Genomic DNA, 20,775 nt, shown 5'->3' on the forward strand with positions numbered 1-20,775 from the left:
GGAGACGACGATGGAACGACATGACATTATGCAAGTGGGGTTAAGCCGGGTCATTGAGGGACAGCATCTTTCACGTACGGAGGCCCGCGGCGTGATGGAACAGATTATGAGTGGGAGTGCCACGCAGGCGCAAATTGGCGGGCTGCTGACGGCTCTGCGCATCAAGGGGGAGACAGTGGAGGAAATCACCGGATTTGCCGAAGCTATGCGCAGCTATGCCAGTCCGGTGCAAACCGGAGAAGGTGATACCCATTTGCTGGACACATGCGGAACCGGGGGTTCGGGTATTCACAAGTTTAATATTTCCACGATATCCGCTATTATTGCGGCTTCGGTATCTGTACGGGTAGCGAAGCATGGCAATCGCTCTGCAAGCGGACGTGCCGGGAGCGCCGATGTGCTGGAGGCCCTAGGGGTCAATATCCATTTGACGAGTGATCAGGCGCGGTCATGTCTGGATCGTATCGGCATCTGCTTTTTATTTGCGCAGTTGTATCATCCATCTATGAAGCATGCTGCCGCTCCACGCCGGGAGCTTGGAGTACGAACGGTGTTTAATATGCTCGGTCCCTTGACGAATCCAGCAGGTGCGGATCGGCAGTTGCTGGGCATTTATGATGCGGGAAAAACGGAAGTGATCGCTGAGGTGCTGAATCGACTCGGTTCCAAGCGGGCCATGGTCGTCAGCAGTCTGGACGGATTGGATGAAATCAGCATTTCGGCACCGACACGGGTATCTGAGCTGAAGGATGGTCAGGTTCATACGTTTGAACTTAACCCGTCGGATCTGGGTTTGCAGACGCACCGTCTCGATGAAGTGCTGGGTGGAGACGCGCAGGTTAACGCCGACATTATAGGTCGGATTTTGAACGGGGAGCGCGGAGCTTATCGTGATGTCGTGTTAGCGAATGCCGGTGCGTGCATCTATGTATCGGGCGCAGTAGCTACCTTGACAGATGGAGTAGCGCGGGCGGCTGAAGCTATTGACTCGGGGCTGGCGCTGTCCAAGCTGGATCAATTAATACAGGCAACGGGGGAATATCAATATGTATCTTGATCGAATTGTAGTGACGAAGCGACAGGAAGTAGAGCAGCTTAAGGAGCATTTTCAAATCAGTAAAGCCGAACGATTGGTTGCCGATTTACCTGCGACGAGAGGATTCGAGGATGCTATAGCTCTGCGCCGTAATCGTCCGCTCGGACTGATTGCCGAAGTGAAGAAGGCTTCCCCCTCCAAGGGGTTGATCCGACCGGATTTTCATCCGGTGGACATTGCACGGGCATATGAGGGAGCTGGAGCTGATTGCATTTCTGTCCTGACGGATGTGACGTACTTTCAGGGGAGTCCTGAATATTTGCACCAAATTCGTGAACAGGTAAAAATTCCGTTGCTGCGCAAGGATTTTATCATTGATGAACGGCAAATTTATGAAGCTCGTCTGCTGGGAGCGGATGCAGTGCTGTTGATTGCGGCTATACTGGAGCCACGTGTTTTGGGGTCGTTTTTACAAATTGCCAAGGACCTGGGGCTGGACGCATTGGTAGAGGTGCATGACAGTGAGGAGCTTAAAGCTGTGCTGGATCTGGGGACAGCTACCTTGATTGGCGTGAACAACCGAAATCTGCGGACATTTGAGACCCGCCTCCAGACGACAGAGGAGCTGATCTTACTGATTCCTAAAGGAGTTACGTTTATCAGCGAAAGCGGCATTGCCGGACCCGAAGATGTGAAGTATTTACATTCAGTAGGCGCACACGGCATCCTGGTAGGGGAGCATCTGATGCGCAAGGATGATGTAGGACAGGCTGTAGCCGATTTGATGGACGGGGTTAAAGCATGAACAAAACGGGCATAAAAATTTGTGGACTTCAAAGCGTTGAAGTGCTAAAATCTATGGTAAACTTACCGGTCGATTATATAGGTTTTGTGTTTGCCGACAGCAAGCGCCGGATTGACGGCGCACAGGCTGGAGAGCTGCTTCGCGTATTGGATGAATGGACCCCAGGCAGCAGACCGCGCAGCGTGGGCGTATTTGTGAACCCTGATGACGCACTGTTAAATGATGTCATGGAAAAAGCACCATTGGATGTCATTCAACTGCACGGGCAGGAGAGTCCGCAGCGCTGCCGGGAGATCAGGGAGCATTTTGGTGTACAGGTATTCAAGGCATGGTCTGTGGACAGTAAAGGACAGACGGTGAAGGGTCAGACAGAATGCCTGACGGACGAATTGGATGCCTATGCCGGAACGATTGACGCTTTACTGCTGGATACATATGATCCCCTATATGGTGGCGGCTCCGGCAAAACGTTTGCGTGGGATCGGATTCCTACCTATCAAGCTTGGACCCAACAAAATGAAATTCCTTTGTTTGTAGCCGGCGGGCTGACTGCCGATAATGCGGAAAAGCTGGTTACCGAGTATCATCCCGAAGGGCTGGATGTGTCCAGCGGTGTAGAGACGGATGGAGTCAAGGACATTGCAAAAATCACAGCATTCGTAGAAAGGGTGAAGCAGGCATGACACAATTACCTGATAATAACGGACGTTTTGGAACATTTGGCGGACGTTTTGTACCGGAAACGTTGATGAACGCACTGATTGAATTGGAGGAATCCTACCGGAAGTATGCGGATGATCCTGATTTTAACGCAGAGCTGAACGGACTGCTAAAGGATTATTCGGGCCGGGAAACGCCGCTCTATTATGCGGAGCGTCTGAGTCAGCATTTGGGCAAGGCTAAAATTTACTTGAAACGCGAAGATCTGAACCATACCGGAGCCCACAAAATTAATAATGCGCTGGCGCAGGGACTGCTGGCGAAGCGTATGGGCAAGCAGAAGGTCATTGCCGAAACAGGCGCAGGCCAGCATGGTGTTGCGACGGCGACCGTCGCGGCATTGCTCGGACTGGAGTGCAAGGTGTTTATGGGGGAAGAGGATACCGTACGCCAGCAACTAAATGTATTCCGTATGCAACTATTGGGTGCAGAGGTCATTCCGGTTACATCGGGCACACGTACACTCAAGGATGCAGGGAATGAAGCTTTGCGGTATTGGGTGAGCCATGTCCATGATACGTTCTATATTTTGGGCTCGGCGGTCGGACCACATCCGTATCCAATGATGGTGCGCAACTTCCAGCGTGTCATTGGCGATGAAACCCGCCGTCAAATTCTCGAAAAAGAAGGCAGACTTCCAGATGTCGTGGTAGCGGCGATCGGTGGAGGAAGTAATGCCATCGGTATGTTCTATCCTTTTATCGAGGATCACGAGGTAGCTTTGCTTGGCGTCGAGGCGGCTGGAAAAGGCGTGGAAACGGAATTTCATGCAGCAACTATGAGCAAGGGAACGCAAGGTGTCTTCCAAGGCTCTATGAGTTATCTGCTTCAGGATGAATACGGACAGGTACAGCCAGCGCATTCCATCTCGGCGGGATTGGACTATCCGGGGGTTGGGCCGGAGCATTCGTATTTGAAGGATATTGAGCGGGCCAAGTATGTTCCGATTTCCGATCAGGAAGCCCTGGATGCCCTCCAATTGTTATGCCGTACGGAAGGTATTCTTCCGGCGTTGGAGTCGGCACATGCAGTTGCACAGGTCGTTAAACTGGCACCTACCTTGAAGGCGGATGATATTATTGTTATCTGTTTGTCGGGTCGCGGTGACAAAGATGTGGACTCCATTATTAAGCATTTGGGAGGAAATCCGTCATGAATTTAATTGATCAGGTGTTTGGACGTCTCAAAAATGAAGGCAAAACAGCATTAATTCCTTTCCTGACGGTAGGCGATCCGGATGTGGACACGACGGTAGAAATCATTCGGCAACTGGAGTTGGCTGGAGCCGATATATTAGAGCTGGGGGTTCCATATTCGGACCCGCTGGCTGACGGACCTGTCATTCAGCGTGCGTCTGAGCGTGCGTTGAAACGGCAGATCTCGATCCGCACGTGTATGGAGACGGCTTCTTTGGCCCGGGCGGCGGGATCAAGCCTGCCTTTTATTTTGTTCACATATTATAATCCTGTGTTGCAGATGGGCATGGATGCTTTCTTTGCAGGCTTGCAGGAGCATGGCATCAGTGGCCTGATTATTCCCGACCTTCCGCTTGAGGAAGCAGAAGAGCTGGGAGGACGGGCGGCAGAGGTTGGTGTACATCTGATTCCGTTGGTGGCTCCAACTTCTGAACAACGGATTGAACGAATTGTCCGTCAATCACGCGGATTTGTATACTGTGTATCCTCTCTTGGGGTGACCGGAGAAAGAGCTTCCTTTTTTGAGGGTATAGAGGGCTTCATCACGCAGGTCAAGCGGCATACGGATATTCCGGTGGCGGTTGGGTTCGGTATCTCTACTAGGGAGCAGGTAGCCCGTTTTTCAGACATCTGTGATGGAGTTGTCGTCGGAAGTGCTATTGTGCGTCAGGTGGAGGAAGCGATCCCGCTGCTGGACGATTCTGCGCGCAGAGAAGAAGGACTTTTGCAAATTCGTAATTTTGTGGCACAATTAAAGCAGTAGCTGGCATCAATATAGAAAGCAGCAAATTTAGTTCTGAATGGATTAGAGGAGGTAGGGGCATGCAACCTAAACCGCATATTGTACATTTGCCGGTATATCAGCCCGGTAAACCGATTGAAGATGTGAAGCGTGAGCTGGGACTTGATGAAGTGATCAAGCTCGCCTCGAATGAAAATCCGTATGGCAGCTCTCCTAAAGTATTGCAGGCCATTCAGGAGGAATTTGCGAATATTAGTGTATATCCTGACGGCAGCGCGGTAGCTTTAACACAGGCGCTGTCTAAACATACGGGCTTGAAAGAGGATCAGTTTATTTATGGCTGTGGCTCTGACGAGATTATTGCGTTGATTACGCGCGCTTTTCTTCTTCCCGGAGAAGAAAGTATCATGGCCGATCAGACCTTCTCCGTATACAAGAGCAATGTGGAAATTGAGGGAGCGGTTGCTGTTGAGGTGCCTTTGCGTGACGGGGTGCATGATCTGGAAGCCATGTTGTCTCAGATTAACGACCGTACGAAAATGATCTGGATCTGTAATCCGAACAACCCGACAGGCACGATTGTACCTGAAGCAGAATTGATCGCATTTTTGGATCGGGTGCCGAAGCATGTTATGGTTGTGCTGGATGAGGCGTATTTCGAGTTTGTGACGGATAGCACTTATCCAGACGGTATTCGTTTATTGCCAGCCTATGAAAATCTGGTTGTATTGCGCACTTTCTCCAAAATCTACGGTCTGGCATCGCTTCGCATCGGATACGGTATGGGAGCTGTGGCAACGATTCGCCTGATTAATCAGGTTCGTGAGCCGTTCAATACTTCGCGGGTAGCACAGGCTGCGGCGGTTGCGGCGTTGGAAGATCAGGATTTTGTGCAGGAATGCCGTGACCGCAACGCAGAGGGCAGAGCCTATTTGCAAAATGAATTAAAGCGCCTTGGACTGGAATATTTTCCGGCACATGGTAATTTCATTATGCTGGATGTACGTCGCCCGTCGGGTGAGGTATTTCAGGAGCTGCTTCGTAAAGGCGTGATTATTCGCGCTGGTCATCACAAATATCCGACATACATTAGGGTGTCGGTTGGATCACAGCCGCAAAATGAGTGGTTTATCCGTGCGCTGGAACAGGTCCTGGGGGCGGAAGCGGCGAAAGCGCGTCTATAATTTCCGCAGATGGGATTTGATAATTGATGAAGATTGCCATTTTCGGCGTGGGACTGATCGGTGGGTCCCTTGCGCTTTGTTTTAAAGGGAAGCCGGGCATTACCGTTGTTGGTCATGCTCATCTCCCCGAGCTCATGGAGCCGATGTTGAGCCGTGGTGTCGTGGACACTGCGACTCTTTCGGTTGAAGAGGCGGCAGAGGATGCCGATTTTATTTTTTTATGCGTACCTGTCGGCTTACTGGAGCATTATCTGGAGCTGTTAAGCAGGTTGCCGCTTAAAGAGGGTTGTATTATTACCGATGTAGGCAGTACAAAATCGTCGATTGCCAATAAAGCGTCGGAAATCTCTTTGCGTCATGCTTATTTTATTGGTGGCCATCCGATGGCCGGCTCGGAGCGTTCCGGTGTGAAGGCTGCTTCTGCGTTACTGTTTGAGAATGCCTACTATGTACTTTCCCCCGCAGAAGGTGTGCCTGAGGAAGCATACAGTTCGCTGGAGCGTCTGTTGAAATATACAGGAGCTCAGGTTGTGCGTGTCCAACCTGATATGCACGATGACATTGTCGGGGCGATCAGCCATCTTCCGCATATTATTGCAGCGGCGCTGGTGAATCAGGTGCGCAAGCACAATGACGAAAATCCGTTGTACCGTACGCTGGCTGCTGGCGGATTTCGCGATATTACGCGAATTGCTTCCAGTGATCCTATTGTGTGGCGGGACATTTTGCTGAGCAATCGTGATGTTTTGCTAGGTCTGCTGGAAGAGTGGAACGGGCAGATTGAGCGTTTTACCCATTTACTGAGAATACAAGACGGAGAGGGAATTGCTGACGAGTTTTTGACGGCGGGACATTTCCGCAGTGAGCTGCCGGAACGCCGCAAAGGTGTCATCGTCTCAACGTTTGATCTGTATATTGATGTACCGGATACCCCGGGGATTATCGGTCGAATTGCAACAGAGCTGGGGGACAACAGCATTAACCTGAGCAATATGCAAATCATCGAAAGCCGGGAGGATGTTCCCGGTATTATGCGGCTTTCCTTCCGTCAGGAGCAGGATTGGGAGCGGGCGAAGGCGTTGCTGGATTCGATGAGTTATAAAGTGGTGGTATGACCATCTCCTTTATTGGAAATTTAAAAAAATGATTTGGCAGGCGAATGGAGAACATCTTCATTCGCCTTTTGCATAATAAAATATATATTCCTAAATTGACCGAATTAGTGTATAGATCATCTTCCACAGAACAATATATGGTGGTGAATTGGCCTAAATTTGGGTGAAAATAGACCATTGTCTAAGTTTTGTTTGGTTATAAGTCCATTCTCCTGTTCATAAATAGCATAGTATTTATAAACAGGAGGCGATTCACATGGTTAATCTGAAAACGAAAGTTAAATTGAGCCGTGACAGCATTAAGGTCGCCTATTATCCTAAAAGAAAACATAGACATCATCCATATAGAAAAACAAGTTTGGGTTCATTGTCTGCTTGTCGGGCATTCCGTTCGAAGAAAAAAATCGCAATCGGTAAGAGACGGATATTCCGTTTGTGTCTTAAAAAATGGAGTACAGCTAATTACTCTAAACGCAATTATAAACGTCGTCCCTTAAAATTTCGCATGCTAATTCCAAAAACGGCATCTCCTGAAAACAAAAAGCTTTTACGCTCGCCAATCACCATTTTACCAACAGTGAAACGGTTTTTTTGGGTAGCCGACTCTAATATCAAATTGGAGAGCGAGCTAGTTATTCAAGCTCATCAATTTGTAAACGATGCTGGTGAATCCGCTAACGAGCTCATCAGCTTTGGAGCAAGCGGATACACTAATTTATTTATTAATGCCGTCTTACAAGAAGGAGAGCTATATAACATTAGCCCCCAAAATTTGACCATCCAACCTACAGGGCAAACGATTATATCTGGTACTCCTATAATTATAGAATCAGTGGGCTTCGTTGCGCAGTATTCGGCCAACTAATTTGTTACCGTAGACTATGGCACTTCCTTTCTATAATTTCATGCATTTACTGAAATTATAGGAAGGAGGTGAAAGTAATATGGCTCTTTCTATTTTCAATGTTGTTATTAGTGCGGCTGTTACTTCAAGCAGATTTTTCTACACTTGGCCGACGACAACTCCGATTTCGCCGGGACTAAACACTCCCGCAACTAGTTTTGTAGATGATACAGGTACAGCGGCAACTGCGTTCCCGACAGTACCGAATGGTTATTACAATTTTTACATCAATGGCGTGCTGCAAGAACAAGGCACATTTTCGGTTTCAACATCAGCTCTGACCATCAATACCGGAAGCGCAGGACCAATATCTGCAAATACTCCTTTCATTATTGAAGCTGTTAATTTGGCACAGTTATAATCCAGTAGGACAAATAATCCCCTTGCATCGGAGCAAGGGGATTTTTAGTTTTTAGTTCAGGTTTCAAGGCTGAATGCAAAGAGGCGGGAACCTTACAACCTTCACGGCTTATGTTTTCTTGAAAGCAAAAAAAGACCACCCGGGTAAAGCCCCGGGTGGTAGCTGCTCTTATGGAGTAGCTGAGTAGGATAGGAGTGGAGAGAAACCATACTGTACTTTTATTATATGTATACGTTTTCATTTTGTCAATGATTTTTTAAAGCGTTTTCTTTTGGGTAATTATTCTTACCAGCGTATTCAAAAGGGACAGATTCAAGGTTATGTGACTTTATCTTGAAAAACTTAAAATAGGTTGGAAATGCCGCATATCGTAAACGGTTGCTAGCGTTATGTAGCTCGTGATGGAAATCACGGGGATTTTGGACTTTTTTACTGACGACTATTTTGTGGTACAATGGGTAAGTCCATTGTGGATGTTGAGAAATGTTGGGATAGCACCGTTATTGTTGGCACTACATAGGGTAAGAAAAAAACAAATGTTCCATGATGCTGTTTCATCCATTTGCGCAGAGTGCGCAACTTTTTTTGGCCTGTTCGGTATATATAGACAGAATCGGATGGGAGAACAGCACATGTATGGGCGAGGAGGGTCTCACTCGGATGATGACAGATTCCCAGATGATTCAGGAAATCAAACAAGGAAATGTTGAGGTTTATTCAGAATTAATGAGGCGGCACCAACGTAAAATTTTAGCTTTTGTTTATCATATGCTAAAAAGTTCGAACCTGGAAATGATTGCTGAGGACTTATGCTCGGAGACGTTTTATAAAGCGTACCGGAGCCTTCACTCTTTTCGCGAGGTAGATGCATCGTTCTCCACATGGTTATATACGATTGCACGTAATACGGTGCTGAGCGAGCTTCGCAAGCATCGTAGCGGTCAGGTTCCATTGGAGGAGAGCGGTTATGTGCCGGTTGCTCCATTGGATGTGATTCCAGAGCAGGCCGTCCTTCGCGGCGAGAAGGTAGAGATGGTTCGTGAAGCGATCAACAGATTGCCAGAGAAGCAGCGGTCTGCGCTGATTTTGCGCGAATACGAGCAATTGGACTATCAGGAGATTGCTACGATTTTGGGGCAGACGGTCAGTGCGGTGAAATCGTTGCTTTTCCGGGCCAGAACCAGTGTGAAGACGCAGTTGGAGCCTTATTTTTTTGAGCCTCTCTATGAGGAAAACGAAGGGATGAGCAGCCAATGAAATCCAGGGACGCTGAGGATTTGTTCGCTACAGGCAAAAATGTATCGAAACAAGACTCGGAGCACAGACGGGCCAAAAGCTCGTCTGCCGGATGGGAGCATGGTTCGAAAGAAAATGAGTGGAATTTGTCAAAAGAAAGTGGATCCGCTATTCGCGATATTTCCTTTGAGATAACAGATGAGCAGGCGGAAGCAATGAATCGCAGGGTCATGGATCGGATTTATGAAGAGTCACCGTGGCTTGTTCCCGGCGAGCATCGGCGTGCGCGTGTGAACCCGGCATCTCGTAAGTATATGTCCGTGTGGATCGCCGGATTTTTGGCGGTATTTTTGTGTAGCTTTTTGTTTTTGAACTGGAATGGAAGCTCCTCTCAAGAAAACCCTCCTCAAGCGGCACCTGTCATGGATACGGGTATTTTACCGACAGGCTTGCTAGAAACTACAAGTACATCTCCACAATATCAATACCACATTAAAGATGTGAATAGTGGCATTATGGACCCGCTGGTTGCAAGCATTGTTCCTACTTACCCGCAATATTGGATGTTGCTGTCTGTGTTGGCACTTGCGCTTGCCTTATTTTCTCTGGGCTGGATTCATCGTGCGAGACGGGTTAGAAATTAGCAGCACAGCTGGGTCCAATACGGATTCATAACAATGCCTGAATAACTAAATAGCGGAGGAAACAACACGATGCTTATTGGCTTGATCAGACATGGATTAACGGATTGGAATGCGGTAGGTAAAATCCAGGGCCACAGTGATATTCCGTTGAATGAGGAAGGGCGCCAGCAGGCACGCTTGTTGGCAGAACGTTTAAAAGATGAGCCCTATCATTGGGATGGACTTATTACAAGCAGCCTTTCGAGAGCCAAGGAGACGGGAGAGATTATTGCATCTGCTCTTCATCTTCCTTTGCTGGAGCCAGACGATCGGCTGAGAGAACGTGCTTATGGTCAGGTCGAGGGCATGACGCAGGTCGAGCGTGAGAAGAAGTGGGGGAGCGACTGGCATCTGCTGGATCTGGGACAGGAGAGCGATGAAGCTCTTCAACTCCGCGGATTGGCTTTTATGGAGGCCATTTGGTCGGAAAACCGGGACAAGAACCTGCTGGTCGTTTCTCATGGCGGTTTTTTGGCTAATTTGTATAAGGCTTTGTATCAGGAAAAGTTTACGGAACGAATTGGCAATCTGTCACTGAGTGTTCTCCAGCGTGAGGATACGGATTGGACGCCGCTGTTGTATAATTGCACCAGACATTTACAGGAAAAAAGCGATTGTAACTCAAAAGGTTGACGAAAGACCACGAATTTCTACTCAGCGTAGAAGCCGTGGTCTTTTTATTTTTTAATTATAGCTTTGTAAAAAAGAGGTTTAGAGTCTGAACATTCCGTCAAAGCTGTGGGTACAACAGGTAAGAATCAATTCCGGATGACAGTCCAGTGACGAGGCGATGGAACGATGAATCTGGCGGATATGCTGACATTTGCGGATATTGTGCATTTGAACAGAATCGCGGTGTATTACGAATGTGACTGTAAGCCCAATTCCAAACATGAGCTGATCCAGGGCATTTTGACAAAGCTCGGCAGCAGCAGTTTTTTTGAGATGCAGGTCAGGGAGCTGAAGTTGTCAGAGGTAAGGTTTTTGAACGCACTGCTATTCGATGACCGGCCTTATTTCAGTATGGAGGAATTGATTGCGATTGCTAAACAATCTGCCGAGGAGGATGGGGATTCCGGTGAGCGACCGCGCGACATTGTGGCCCGTTTACGCAACAGTGGCTGGCTGTTCAACGGTTCGACGCACAATACGCGGTATTTGTATCAAATTCCGTTGGACATGAAGGAGCGTTTCCGCCGTGTCATGGTGCAAGACTTGCAAAACGGAATGATCCGGGTAAGTGAGCCAACGTCATACCGGGATGAGGGACATCTTTTGGCGGAGGATTTACGACTTTTCCTTCAGTACATGGAGCAGCATGAAGTTCCGCTTAACCCGGAGGGGGCATGGTATCGTCGCAATCAGCAGCAGTTGATGGAGCATTTGCATATTGCGGAGCCGCTTTTGGGCAAAGGGGGCTGGCGTTTTGGATATGGCTCCTCCTTTAAGTTTTATCCCGACCGAATGGCATTGCTATATGATTATGCCCGTCACTCCAGGTTTATTGAGGAGAAGGGGGATCGTGTTGTGCTGACGGCAAAGGGGGAGGCACGCAGGGAGCACGCGATCGAGGATGAGATGATACAGCTATTCAGGTTTTGGTTAAGATTGTATAAAGGAGCCGTTCCCAATCTACTTTCTCTGGTCTACTGGATAGGAGAATGTGCCAGGCCCTGGACGTCCTCGGAGTCACTTTTTGTACATATCGGCCCGCTGATCAGACCGTTTTATTATGATACGCCCCGTTCGGTCTTTGATCAGAGAATTATACGAATGATGCTCCACTTGGGTATGCTTCGTCTGGGTGAGCATTCGACGGGGCCATCTGTACAGATGACCGCCTGGGGGCTGAAGCTGGCAGGGGAGTACCGCATTGGGCGGAACGACCCGGGTATGCGGCTCCATTGACAAGCAGCATACATGTTGATAGAATTCACCCAAAATGAGAGGGTGAAGTTGATGCTGATTCACTATAACGGGAACATGCCACAGCTCCATTCATCTGTCTATGTGGCAGAAGGAGCAAAAATTGTCGGAAAGGTAACGATCGGCCAAGATTCCTCAGTTTGGTTCAATGCCGTACTGCGCGGGGATATGGCGCCTGTCATCATCGGTGAACGCTGCAATATCCAGGACGGTGTCGTGGGACATGTGAACACGGACCAGCCCCTGGTGCTTGCGGATGATATTTCGGTGGGACATGCTGCGATTATCCATGGCTGTACGGTAGGCAAAGGCACTTTAATCGGTATGGGGGCCATTGTACTCAACGGAGCTGAGCTTGGTGAATATGCTTTAATAGGAGCAGGGTCGGTCGTTACGGAAAATACCAAAATACCACCCTATACTCTTTCTCTCGGTACACCTGCCAAAGTGGTGCGAGAATTGACAGACGCAGATTTGCAGCGGATGTCACGGACGGCACTCAGCTATGTGGCGAAAGGAAAAGAATATAGGATCTCTTAAACTCATGTTGGAGGTGCATCCTATGGATAAAATGAAGGTTACTTATGAAGTAATGTTGGGCCTGTCTGCTGAAATGGTTTTGGACGAGGCATTACGTAAACACCGGAGTGAAAAGCTCTACAAGGATATTGATGAGGCGCTGGCCTCCGGAGATGAAGTAGCTTTTCGTCATCTTACGGATGAACTGAAAGCGATCAATTGAGCCGTTTCAGGAGATCTGGCCTTGGGTAACAGACTAATTGGCAATACAAGACCATAATCATCAAGCCTGACCGTAGCAGCGGCCAGGTTTTTTTGATACGCCTTTATATGATATAGTCTTTGTAGGATGGAGCCTGTATGGGGCATCTATCGTATGAACGGAGGATGAGGACGTGTTGTTGTCTTATTTATGGAGCCGGTCGTTCTTGACGAGCCGGCCTTTTTTATGGTTGCTGTTCTGGTGTAACCTGATCGGAACCGTGTATGGGTACATATGGTATGGAGGGCAATTAGAATATACGCTAAGCTATCACCCGATATGGCAGATTGTATTTGTGCCTGATAGTCCGACGGCCAGCCTGTTTTTTACGATTTCTGTATTTTTCCTGCTTTATCCACCGCGCCTGAAGGGCTTGAAGGTCATTCGCCAGCTGATGGAGGCGTTAGCTGTGGTTACGAGTGTAAAATATGGCATTTGGGCCTCAGCTATTATTTTTTTGGGTGTCGCGCAGGGAGGGCATATGATATGGCAGGATTGGATGCTGGTAGCATCTCATACGGCAATGGCAGTCGAATCCTTACTGTTCGTTCGTTTTTTCACCTGCAAATGGACGGCTCTGTGCGTAGCAGCTTTGTGGACACTGTTAAATGATACGGTCGATTATACATTCGGCATATATCCGTATCTTCCGAGGACGCTAACGGATGATGTACCACAAGTGCGTACTTTTACCTATATGCTGACCCTTTTCAGTATCGCAGCCTCATGGCTTGCCATGTACGTGCGTGATCGAATGGCTTCCTCACATAATAAGGCCAAATCATTGGAATAGTCTAATATTAATTTTATGATTTAATTTTTACGAATTGGAGAATTATTGATGGATATCGTTATAAATAAAAAAGAATATAGATTAAAAAAGGGAATTCGTGATGATCTTAAAATAAGAAAGAGCTTTAACCAATTAGCAAAACAAAGTTTTGATCTGAATTTTGAAGTTTGGCATCAATTAGGATTCTGGGATGAAAAATATATTCCTTATGTACTGTTAGATGGGGATTGCGTGGTGGCTAATGTATCTGTGAGTCTGATGGATTTTAGTTTGTCAGGTGAACAGAAGAAATTTATTCAAATTGGAACCGTAATGACAGATCCTAACTATAGGAATCAAGGGCTGAGTCGCTTTTTGATAGGACGTGTGCTACAGGATTGGCATGGGAATTGTGATGCAATGTATCTTTTTGCGAATGATGATGTGAAGGAGTTTTATCCTAAATTTGGTTTTGCTGCTGCACAAGAGTATCAATGTACCCGGAAAGCACCAATTAAAAGCATGGACGCTCCAGTTAAAAAATTGAACATGGAGGCGACGTCAGATTTACAGCTATTGAAAAGAAAATGTTCCTCTTTAAATCCTTATTCATATTTTTCTATGGAAAGCAGTGAATGGTTGATTTTGTTCTATTGCACCTCTTTTTTTAAAGATAAGGTGTTCTATATCCCTCTGTATGACACGATTGTCATTATGGATTTTGAAGAAAATATCATGAATTGTTACGATATTTTTGGAACGGGGGATATTCCTATAGAATTGATTTTATCTGTAGTCATGGAAAAAGAAACGAAGAAAATTGTTTTCGGCTTTACGCCAGAGCCGATGGACGGTTGCGAAATTTCTCTTCTGAATCAAGAAGATACCACACTATTTTATAGATCTAATAATGAAAGTATATGTACAGAAAATAAACTGATGTTTCCTATTTTGTCACGGGCATAACCTGCCCTGGCAGATAGCAGCACGCTAAAGCCAAGTTCTAGTCCCTGTAACCCTGCCATACAGTAAGGTGAGGAGGGATGTCCCATGGTTTGGAGTCAGGCGTTTCGTGGTGTGCTGCGTGTCGTTTCGGGAGTTGTGTTATCTATGGTCTTGTCGATTTCCGTTTGTTTCCCTCCGGGCATTGCGGAAGCGCGGGATCAGCCCAAGTCCACCAGTAATGCAAAGGAAATAGAGGAACTGGATCGTGCGGCTGCGATGTTGTACCGGGATGTAATGGATGGGAATATTGAAAAAGCACGCGCCGATGTAGCGGAGGTAAGCCGATGGTTCAGCACGGGTCAGGTACAGGCTGCACTGTCTGTGGAGGCCATTCATGTTTTATCCGGCAGCATTCTTGAGGTACAGCAAGCTACACAATCCGTGCAAGCATCGCCGGATGAATGGGTGAAGGCCGCTGCCAATTTGCGACTTGCGGCAGATGCGATTGCACATCCGCGCCAGCCTTTATGGCAGCAGTATTATAAAATTTTAAAAGAAGATATCAGCGGCTTAAATAGCCAGTTTGCTAAAGGAAATATGAAAGGTTTCGCTGCTGGAGCAACAGTGCTGGAGGATCATTACGAGACGATCCGGACGGCGGCGTTGATCAGCGGTAAAACAACAGAGGTTGTTCGAGCAGATTCATGGATTTCTTACGTTAAAGGATTGGGAAATCAGCAAAATGTGGATGCTTCAGCGATTAGAGGGGCACTAGAGCAGGGAAACCCGACGTTTAATGCCTTGTTTGGACGTGAAAAAGACGCTACCGCGCTGGCTCCATTCATCCCATATGAAAGCGAGCGACGAGCAGAACTGGCAATCGGCCTGATGATCCTGCTGACACTTGCTTATGTGGGTTACCGTAAATATCGATCCGGTTTCTCCAGTTAAGACTGAAATGCTGCAACGAACTTCGCTGTCATTGATCCAATGAATATACGCCTGACCACTTGCCCGGAATTCCGGGCTATTCCTCTTTGAAGCCCTCCCCGTGTACATCATGCACATCCTGAATGATGATGAACGCTCGTGGATCAACCGACTTCACAATTTGATGCAAACGCCGTATTTCCTGACGGGACACGACACAGTATGCAACATGCTTGGTCTGCCTGGAAAATGCCCCTATAGCCGGAATGATAGTAACACCGCGATCCATATCCTGTGTAATGATATCCGCAATATCCATCGTATGGTCACTGATAATCATGAAGGCTCTGGCTGAATAGGCTCCTTCCTGTATAAAATCAATAATCTTGGACGCGATAAACACAGCGACCAGCGTATACAGGATTTTTTCCTTGGGTATGTACAGCAGCGATGCGCCGATAATGACGATATCAATTACCAGCAAAATTCTTCCCATACTCCAGCCAAACTTCCGGTTTAAAATACGGGCAATAATGTCCGACCCGCCGGTGGTACCGCCAAACCGGAATACGATGCCCAATCCTGCCCCGAGCGTAACCCCGGCATATAATGAAGAAAGTATAAAATCGTGCTCAGTCTGAAATGTGCCCATCCACCCGAGGTGAATCATTTTTTCAAACAACCACAGAAAAAAAGTGAGCGCCCCGATACCGACTCCGGTATAAATAATTTGCTTGCCGCCAAGCATTTTCCATCCAATTAAAAATAGAGGAATGTTCAGGAGCAATGTGGAGAGGGATGGAGATATCGAGAAAGCATAATTCAGCAGGAGGGTGATGCCTGTGATGCCGCCTTCCATCAGTTTGCTGGGTATAATGAAATAAAGCAGGCCGAATGCATAAATAGCAGTGCCGAGCACAATGGGTAAAATGATTTTAAGCTGTTCAATAGACTTGGATGTTTTCATATAATCCCTCGCAGTAGCAAATTGGTGATGAACGACTTGATATGGATAGATCGTAGATCCTTAAGTTTAGTATACCTTTTTACAGTAGCTTTAAAATACTGACGATTGCATGATGTGAGTAAATTCACATTAAAAAATATTTGTTTTCAAATGTGCTTTACGATAACATATGAATAAACCTGCACATTAGAGGGGATTGTGTTTCATGGAAAAATCGCTTGATGAAATTCAACGTGAGGTAGACCAATATATTTCACAATTCAAAGAAGGATATTTCAGCCCGCTGGCAATGCTGGCCCGGATGTCCGAGGAAGTCGGGGAGCTGGCCAGAGAAGTCAATCATTCCTTTGGCGAGAAACCGAAAAAAACGGATGAGGCCGACAATTCGATTGAGCTGGAATTGGGAGACATTTTGTTCATCACGGTCTGCTTTGCAAACTCGCTTGGTATTAATTTGACCGATGCTCATGATAAGGTCATGCATAAATTTAACACACGTGATGCAAATCGCTGGACCAAAAAGGACACCGTTTAGGCGTTTTGTACATATGCTGTACCAAACCGGTTACCCGGAGGTGCAGTGTCATGAAGGCGGAGGAATACGTTCAGAAAGCTTATCAGTGTATTTTACAGAACGATTTTGAGCAGGCCGTGGAATGGTTTGAAAAAGCGATTTCCGCCCAGCCTGATCATGCGGAGCATTATTTCCGCTGTTCGGTCACCTACGCCCGCAGTGGGCGGATAGAGCAAGCGCTTGCTTATGCGGGCGATGCAGTTCGTCTGGCTCCGCAGCAGGATGAATATGTGTTGCATTTGCATACGCTGGAGGCCAGACAGCAGACGGAGAAAGCCAGAAAAATGCTGGATGTCGACAGAGCTACGCCACAGGTGCGCAGAGATGCAATCCTGCTGCTTGAACGGGCGATTGCCCTTGATCCGCTATGTGGTGACGCTTTTATGCTACTTGCATTGGTTTATGATGAAATGAACGAATATAAGCTGGCCGTGCAGGCTGCTCGTGAGGCGGCTGCGTTGTTTCCTCACAATGAACAGCTTGCCAATCTCATGAAGAAGTTATGCCAGCAAATGAATGAACAGATCTAGCATGAATTGATGCATAAGGAGTTGTAAAATGCCAGAGCAAATAAAAGTGGCTGTCGTTGGAGCAGCCGGTCGTATGGGCCGTGAGGTTATAAAATTGGTTCTCCAGGATGAAGAACTTCGGCTGGTAGCTGCAGTAAACAGAACGCATGCCGGCAGTGATGCCGGCCTTCTCGTCGGACTTCCGGAAGCGGGCGTCGCTATTATGGAGGATGTGGAGCAGGCTTTGCTGGATAGTCGTCCGGATGTCATGGTCGATTTTACAGGTCCTCGTTTTGCGTACGCACATACAGCGCTTGCCATCAAGCATGGCGTTCGTCCTGTTATCGGGACAACGGGATTTACACCGGAGCAAATTGATGAACTGGACAAGCAGTGTCGGGAACAGCAAATTGGCGGTCTGATTGCGCCTAACTTTTCAATAGGCGTTATTTTGATGATGCGGTTTGCGGCTCAAGCTGCTAAATACTTCCCTCATTTGGAGATTATCGAATATCACGGCGATCAGAAATTGGACGCGCCATCGGGAACGGCAATTAAGACCGCAGAACTGATCGCTGAGCAGCGGCAGGAGTTGCGTCAAGGGAGCCCGGAGGAGGAGGAAACACTCGAAGGATCACGCGGCGGCTACTACCAAGGGTTCCGTATCCACAGTGTCCGTCTTCCGGGTGTATTCGCACAACAGGAAGTTATTTTCGGAGGATTTGGACAATCCCTCAAAATTCGTCAGGACTCCTACGAACGGGCAGGCTACATGCCCGGAGTCAAGATCGGTATTCAAAAGGTAATGGAGCAACCTGGACTTGTATATGGATTTGAGCATTACATTGATTAAGAATAACGCGAATGAATGGACGAACGGTGATTACAGAATGAGGCAGGGGGAATTTCGAATGTTCAAGATTGCATTTATAGCGCATGACCGCAAAAAAGATGAAATGGTTAACTTTATAACCGCGTATGAGCATGTTTTTACAGGACATCAATTGTATTCAACAGGTACAACGGGTCTGCGCATTATGGAGCAAACGAAGCTTCAAATTCACCGTTACATGTCAGGACCGCTCGGAGGGGACCAGCAAATCGGGGCCATGGTCGCGCAAAATGATATGGATCTGATCATCTTCCTGCGTGATCCGCTAATGGCACAGCCGCATGAGCCGGATATTAGTGCACTGCTGCGTCTGTGTGACGTGCAGGGTATTCCTTTGGCGACCAATGTTGCGACTGCTGAAATATTGGTCAAGGCGCTGGATCGGGGCGATTTTGCTTGGCGTGAGCTGGTACATAAATATAAACCGGGCATTGATCAGCAGGATGATATAAAATGACACTGGACATATTGATTTTTGGAGCTCATGCTGATGATGCTGAAATTGGTATGGGAGGCACGATTGCCAAGCATACAGCCGCTGGTATAAGGGTGGGCGTATGTGATTTGACGCGTGCGGAAATGTCATCCAATGGCGATGTAGATACCCGCATGGCAGAAGCCGAGGAGGCTTCAAAAGTGCTGGGCCTTGCTGGGCGGACGAATCTGGGACTGCCTGATCGAGGTTTGTACGTGACACCTGAGAATGTAGCCGCAGTGACCGCGGAAATTCGGCGTCATGCGCCGAAAATCGTATTTGCTCCCTACTGGGAGGATCGACACCCGGATCATGTCATGTGCAGCAAGCTGGTAGAAGAAGCGGTGTTTAACGCCAAGTTACGTCGATTTAATCCGGAACAGCCTGCGGTACTGGTCGAGCAGTTATATTTTTATTTCATTAATGATATCGGCAGAACGGATCTGATTGTGGACATCACGGAGCATGTTGAAGCCAAGGAGCAGGCATTACTAAGCTATGCTTCCCAATTTCAGGCTGCAACGGGTAAAGACACGGTATCCACGCCATTAAACCAGGGGTATGTTGAGCGTGTAAAAGCCCGGGATTCGCTGTTGGGTCAGCGTAAGCTGATTTCGTATGCAGAGGGCTTTGCGTCCAAAACGCCTCATCTGGTTAAGCTATTCACATAAGGGATTATAAAAATCCAGACACATAAACAATAAATAGAATCCGTTCGTGTAGCGGTTATATATGCGCACTGATTGGTGTGGCACCAACATTGAAAAGTCATCACCGGTGGACGGAAGGAGGCAGCTTAACTTGAATGACAAATTGAAAATCGGAATTACCTGCTATCCGTCGTTGGGCGGTTCCGGCGTAGTGGCTACAGAGCTGGGCAAGCTGCTTGCCGAAAAAGGGCATGAGGTCCATTTTATTGCCAACAGTATTCCGTTTAGATTAGGCGGGGAATTCCAAAAAAATATTTTTTATCATGAGGTTGAGGTTAACGACTATTACGTATTCAGATATCCGCCTTATGATCTGTCGCTGGCGACCAAAATGGCTCAGGTCGCACAAATGAAAAATTTGGATGTACTTCATGTTCACTATGCCGTACCGCATGCGGTATGTGCTTATTTGGCCAAAGAAATGGTGGGCGACCATCTCAAAGTGGTAACCACGCTTCACGGCACGGACATTACGGTGTTGGCGCAGGATGAATCGTTGAAGGATCTAATCCGGCTAGCGATCAACAAAAGTGACGCGGTAACAGCGGTTTCGAAAGATTTGATTCGGGAGACGATAGATGCGCTGGAGATTACACGCCCTATTGATTTGACCTACAATTTTGTGGATAAACGAGTGTATTATCCGCGGGATGCAGCTGCGCTACGGAGAGATTTTGCCCAGCCTAATGAAAAGATTATGATGCACATTTCAAACTTCCGTCCGGTCAAAAGAGTGGGAGACGTGCTGGATATATTTGAAAGAGTGCAACGAAAAGTACCTGCAAAGCTGCTGCTGGTTGGGGAAGGACCCGACCTTCCAAAAATTCGCTGCAAAATCGAAAGCTTGGGCTTGCAGGATAAGGTTTTCTTTTTGGGCAAGCAGGATCAGATTGCTGAAGTGATTTCCATGGCGGATGTGCTGCTGCTTCCATCGGAAAAAGAAAGCTTTGGACTGGTTGCACTGGAAGCGATGGCTTGTGGAGTACCAACGATTGGTTCCGAGGCAGGAGGAGTGCCTGAGCTGGTTGTTCACGGAAGTACAGGTTATCTTGCTGAAATCGGCAATACCGAGAGGATGGCGGAATATGCGGTGCAGCTGTTATCGGACGAAGCGATGGCAGAGCGTTTTCGTGAAGCCTGTCTGGTGCGGGCTCGTACCGTATTCTGTGATACGCTGATTACCCGTCAATATGAAGAAATATATTTCCGTGTGTTGGGACGCGAGGTGCCGGATCTTAAACCGATCAGCGTTTAAGAAGGCGGACTTGCGTCCGTTTTTTTATGATAAGTCATTTGAAAACTTTATAAGCAA

Annotated in this window: 25 protein-coding genes; 24 read left to right on the plus strand and 1 reads right to left on the minus strand. The window is 47.5% G+C overall.

What is annotated here, in order from left to right; all coding sequences use genetic code 11:
• The first annotated feature begins 10 nt into the window (after positions 1 to 10).
• From trpD to ABH897_RS06165, 18 genes are all read left to right on the plus strand, one after another.
• The gene (gene trpD, locus ABH897_RS06080) at positions 11 to 1,057 is read left to right on the plus strand and encodes an anthranilate phosphoribosyltransferase (RefSeq protein WP_283652241.1); all 1,047 of its coding nucleotides are present in this window, start codon (positions 11 to 13) and stop codon (positions 1,055 to 1,057) included.
• Positions 1,047 to 1,841, plus strand: a complete 795-nt coding sequence (gene trpC, locus ABH897_RS06085; RefSeq protein ID WP_283652240.1) for an indole-3-glycerol phosphate synthase TrpC — start codon at positions 1,047 to 1,049, stop codon at positions 1,839 to 1,841. The genes trpD and trpC overlap by 11 nt, the downstream gene beginning before the upstream one ends.
• Entirely contained in the window at positions 1,838 to 2,524 is a 687-nt protein-coding gene (locus ABH897_RS06090; RefSeq protein WP_283652239.1) for a phosphoribosylanthranilate isomerase, read from the plus strand. The genes trpC and ABH897_RS06090 overlap by 4 nt, the downstream gene beginning before the upstream one ends.
• Entirely contained in the window at positions 2,521 to 3,717 is a 1,197-nt protein-coding gene (gene trpB / locus ABH897_RS06095) for a tryptophan synthase subunit beta (protein ID WP_404518932.1), read from the plus strand. The genes ABH897_RS06090 and trpB overlap by 4 nt, the downstream gene beginning before the upstream one ends.
• On the plus strand, positions 3,714 to 4,520 hold the full coding sequence (trpA, locus tag ABH897_RS06100; protein ID WP_404580480.1) for a tryptophan synthase subunit alpha: 807 nt from the start codon (positions 3,714 to 3,716) through the stop codon (positions 4,518 to 4,520). The genes trpB and trpA overlap by 4 nt, the downstream gene beginning before the upstream one ends.
• 59 nt (positions 4,521 to 4,579) lie before the next feature.
• On the plus strand, positions 4,580 to 5,683 hold the full coding sequence (hisC, locus tag ABH897_RS06105) for a histidinol-phosphate transaminase (protein ID WP_283652237.1): 1,104 nt from the start codon (positions 4,580 to 4,582) through the stop codon (positions 5,681 to 5,683).
• Positions 5,684 to 5,709: 26 nt separating this feature from the next.
• A complete protein-coding gene (locus ABH897_RS06110; protein WP_283652236.1) occupies positions 5,710 to 6,798 on the plus strand; it encodes a prephenate dehydrogenase in 1,089 nt (362 codons plus the stop codon).
• Positions 6,799 to 7,054: 256 nt separating this feature from the next.
• Entirely contained in the window at positions 7,055 to 7,663 is a 609-nt protein-coding gene (locus tag ABH897_RS06115) for a DUF4183 domain-containing protein (protein WP_283652235.1), read from the plus strand.
• Between the two features lie 79 nt (positions 7,664 to 7,742).
• A complete protein-coding gene (locus ABH897_RS06120; protein WP_283652234.1) occupies positions 7,743 to 8,063 on the plus strand; it encodes a DUF4183 domain-containing protein in 321 nt (106 codons plus the stop codon).
• 660 nt (positions 8,064 to 8,723) lie between these two features.
• Positions 8,724 to 9,320, plus strand: a complete 597-nt coding sequence (locus ABH897_RS06125) for an RNA polymerase sigma factor (protein ID WP_014282079.1) — start codon at positions 8,724 to 8,726, stop codon at positions 9,318 to 9,320.
• On the plus strand, positions 9,317 to 9,943 hold the full coding sequence (locus tag ABH897_RS06130) for a hypothetical protein (protein WP_044648459.1): 627 nt from the start codon (positions 9,317 to 9,319) through the stop codon (positions 9,941 to 9,943). Before ABH897_RS06125 ends, ABH897_RS06130 begins: the two co-directional genes overlap by 4 nt.
• A gap of 69 nt (positions 9,944 to 10,012) precedes the next feature.
• On the plus strand, positions 10,013 to 10,615 hold the full coding sequence (locus tag ABH897_RS06135; protein ID WP_283652233.1) for a histidine phosphatase family protein: 603 nt from the start codon (positions 10,013 to 10,015) through the stop codon (positions 10,613 to 10,615).
• 165 nt (positions 10,616 to 10,780) lie between these two features.
• The gene (locus ABH897_RS06140; RefSeq protein WP_404591364.1) at positions 10,781 to 11,890 is read left to right on the plus strand and encodes a hypothetical protein; all 1,110 of its coding nucleotides are present in this window, start codon (positions 10,781 to 10,783) and stop codon (positions 11,888 to 11,890) included.
• 51 nt (positions 11,891 to 11,941) lie between these two features.
• Positions 11,942 to 12,448, plus strand: coding sequence for a gamma carbonic anhydrase family protein (locus tag ABH897_RS06145; protein ID WP_014282075.1), 507 nt, complete (start codon positions 11,942 to 11,944; stop codon positions 12,446 to 12,448).
• A gap of 22 nt (positions 12,449 to 12,470) precedes the next feature.
• On the plus strand, positions 12,471 to 12,650 hold the full coding sequence (locus ABH897_RS06150) for an IDEAL domain-containing protein (protein WP_025682222.1): 180 nt from the start codon (positions 12,471 to 12,473) through the stop codon (positions 12,648 to 12,650).
• Positions 12,651 to 12,822: 172 nt separating this feature from the next.
• Complete coding sequence (locus tag ABH897_RS06155) at positions 12,823 to 13,482, plus strand: DUF1405 domain-containing protein (RefSeq protein ID WP_283652231.1); 660 nt, start codon at positions 12,823 to 12,825, stop codon at positions 13,480 to 13,482.
• Between the two features lie 48 nt (positions 13,483 to 13,530).
• The gene (locus tag ABH897_RS06160; protein WP_283652229.1) at positions 13,531 to 14,427 is read left to right on the plus strand and encodes a GNAT family N-acetyltransferase; all 897 of its coding nucleotides are present in this window, start codon (positions 13,531 to 13,533) and stop codon (positions 14,425 to 14,427) included.
• A gap of 84 nt (positions 14,428 to 14,511) precedes the next feature.
• Entirely contained in the window at positions 14,512 to 15,357 is an 846-nt protein-coding gene (locus tag ABH897_RS06165) for a sporulation protein YpjB (RefSeq protein WP_283652228.1), read from the plus strand.
• A 76-nt stretch (positions 15,358 to 15,433) separates the two neighbouring features.
• On the opposite strand, the gene ABH897_RS06170 is transcribed toward ABH897_RS06165, so the two are convergent.
• Complete coding sequence (locus tag ABH897_RS06170; RefSeq protein ID WP_283652227.1) at positions 15,434 to 16,303, minus strand: YitT family protein; 870 nt, start codon at positions 16,301 to 16,303, stop codon at positions 15,434 to 15,436.
• Between the two features lie 205 nt (positions 16,304 to 16,508).
• Here ABH897_RS06170 and ABH897_RS06175 point away from each other — a divergent pair, with 205 nt between their 5' ends.
• The 6 genes from ABH897_RS06175 (at position 16,509) to bshA (ending at position 20,718) form a co-directional block, all read left to right on the plus strand.
• Positions 16,509 to 16,838: a nucleotide pyrophosphohydrolase gene (locus ABH897_RS06175; RefSeq protein WP_044648452.1), complete on the plus strand. Its 330-nt coding sequence runs from the start codon at positions 16,509 to 16,511 to the stop codon at positions 16,836 to 16,838.
• Between the two features lie 50 nt (positions 16,839 to 16,888).
• Complete coding sequence (locus ABH897_RS06180) at positions 16,889 to 17,407, plus strand: tetratricopeptide repeat protein (RefSeq protein WP_283652226.1); 519 nt, start codon at positions 16,889 to 16,891, stop codon at positions 17,405 to 17,407.
• A gap of 28 nt (positions 17,408 to 17,435) precedes the next feature.
• Complete coding sequence (gene dapB, locus ABH897_RS06185; RefSeq protein WP_283652225.1) at positions 17,436 to 18,239, plus strand: 4-hydroxy-tetrahydrodipicolinate reductase; 804 nt, start codon at positions 17,436 to 17,438, stop codon at positions 18,237 to 18,239.
• A 58-nt stretch (positions 18,240 to 18,297) separates the two neighbouring features.
• Positions 18,298 to 18,735, plus strand: a complete 438-nt coding sequence (gene mgsA / locus ABH897_RS06190; RefSeq protein ID WP_137063440.1) for a methylglyoxal synthase — start codon at positions 18,298 to 18,300, stop codon at positions 18,733 to 18,735.
• Complete coding sequence (gene bshB1, locus ABH897_RS06195) at positions 18,732 to 19,424, plus strand: bacillithiol biosynthesis deacetylase BshB1 (RefSeq protein WP_283652224.1); 693 nt, start codon at positions 18,732 to 18,734, stop codon at positions 19,422 to 19,424. The genes mgsA and bshB1 overlap by 4 nt, the downstream gene beginning before the upstream one ends.
• A gap of 130 nt (positions 19,425 to 19,554) precedes the next feature.
• Entirely contained in the window at positions 19,555 to 20,718 is a 1,164-nt protein-coding gene (gene bshA / locus ABH897_RS06200) for an N-acetyl-alpha-D-glucosaminyl L-malate synthase BshA (RefSeq protein WP_283652223.1), read from the plus strand.
• The last annotated feature ends 57 nt before the right edge of the window (positions 20,719 to 20,775 follow it).

The sequence above is a fragment of the Paenibacillus sp. RC73 genome (assembly GCF_044908085.1).
Lineage (GTDB): Bacteria > Bacillota > Bacilli > Paenibacillales > Paenibacillaceae > Paenibacillus > Paenibacillus terrae_A.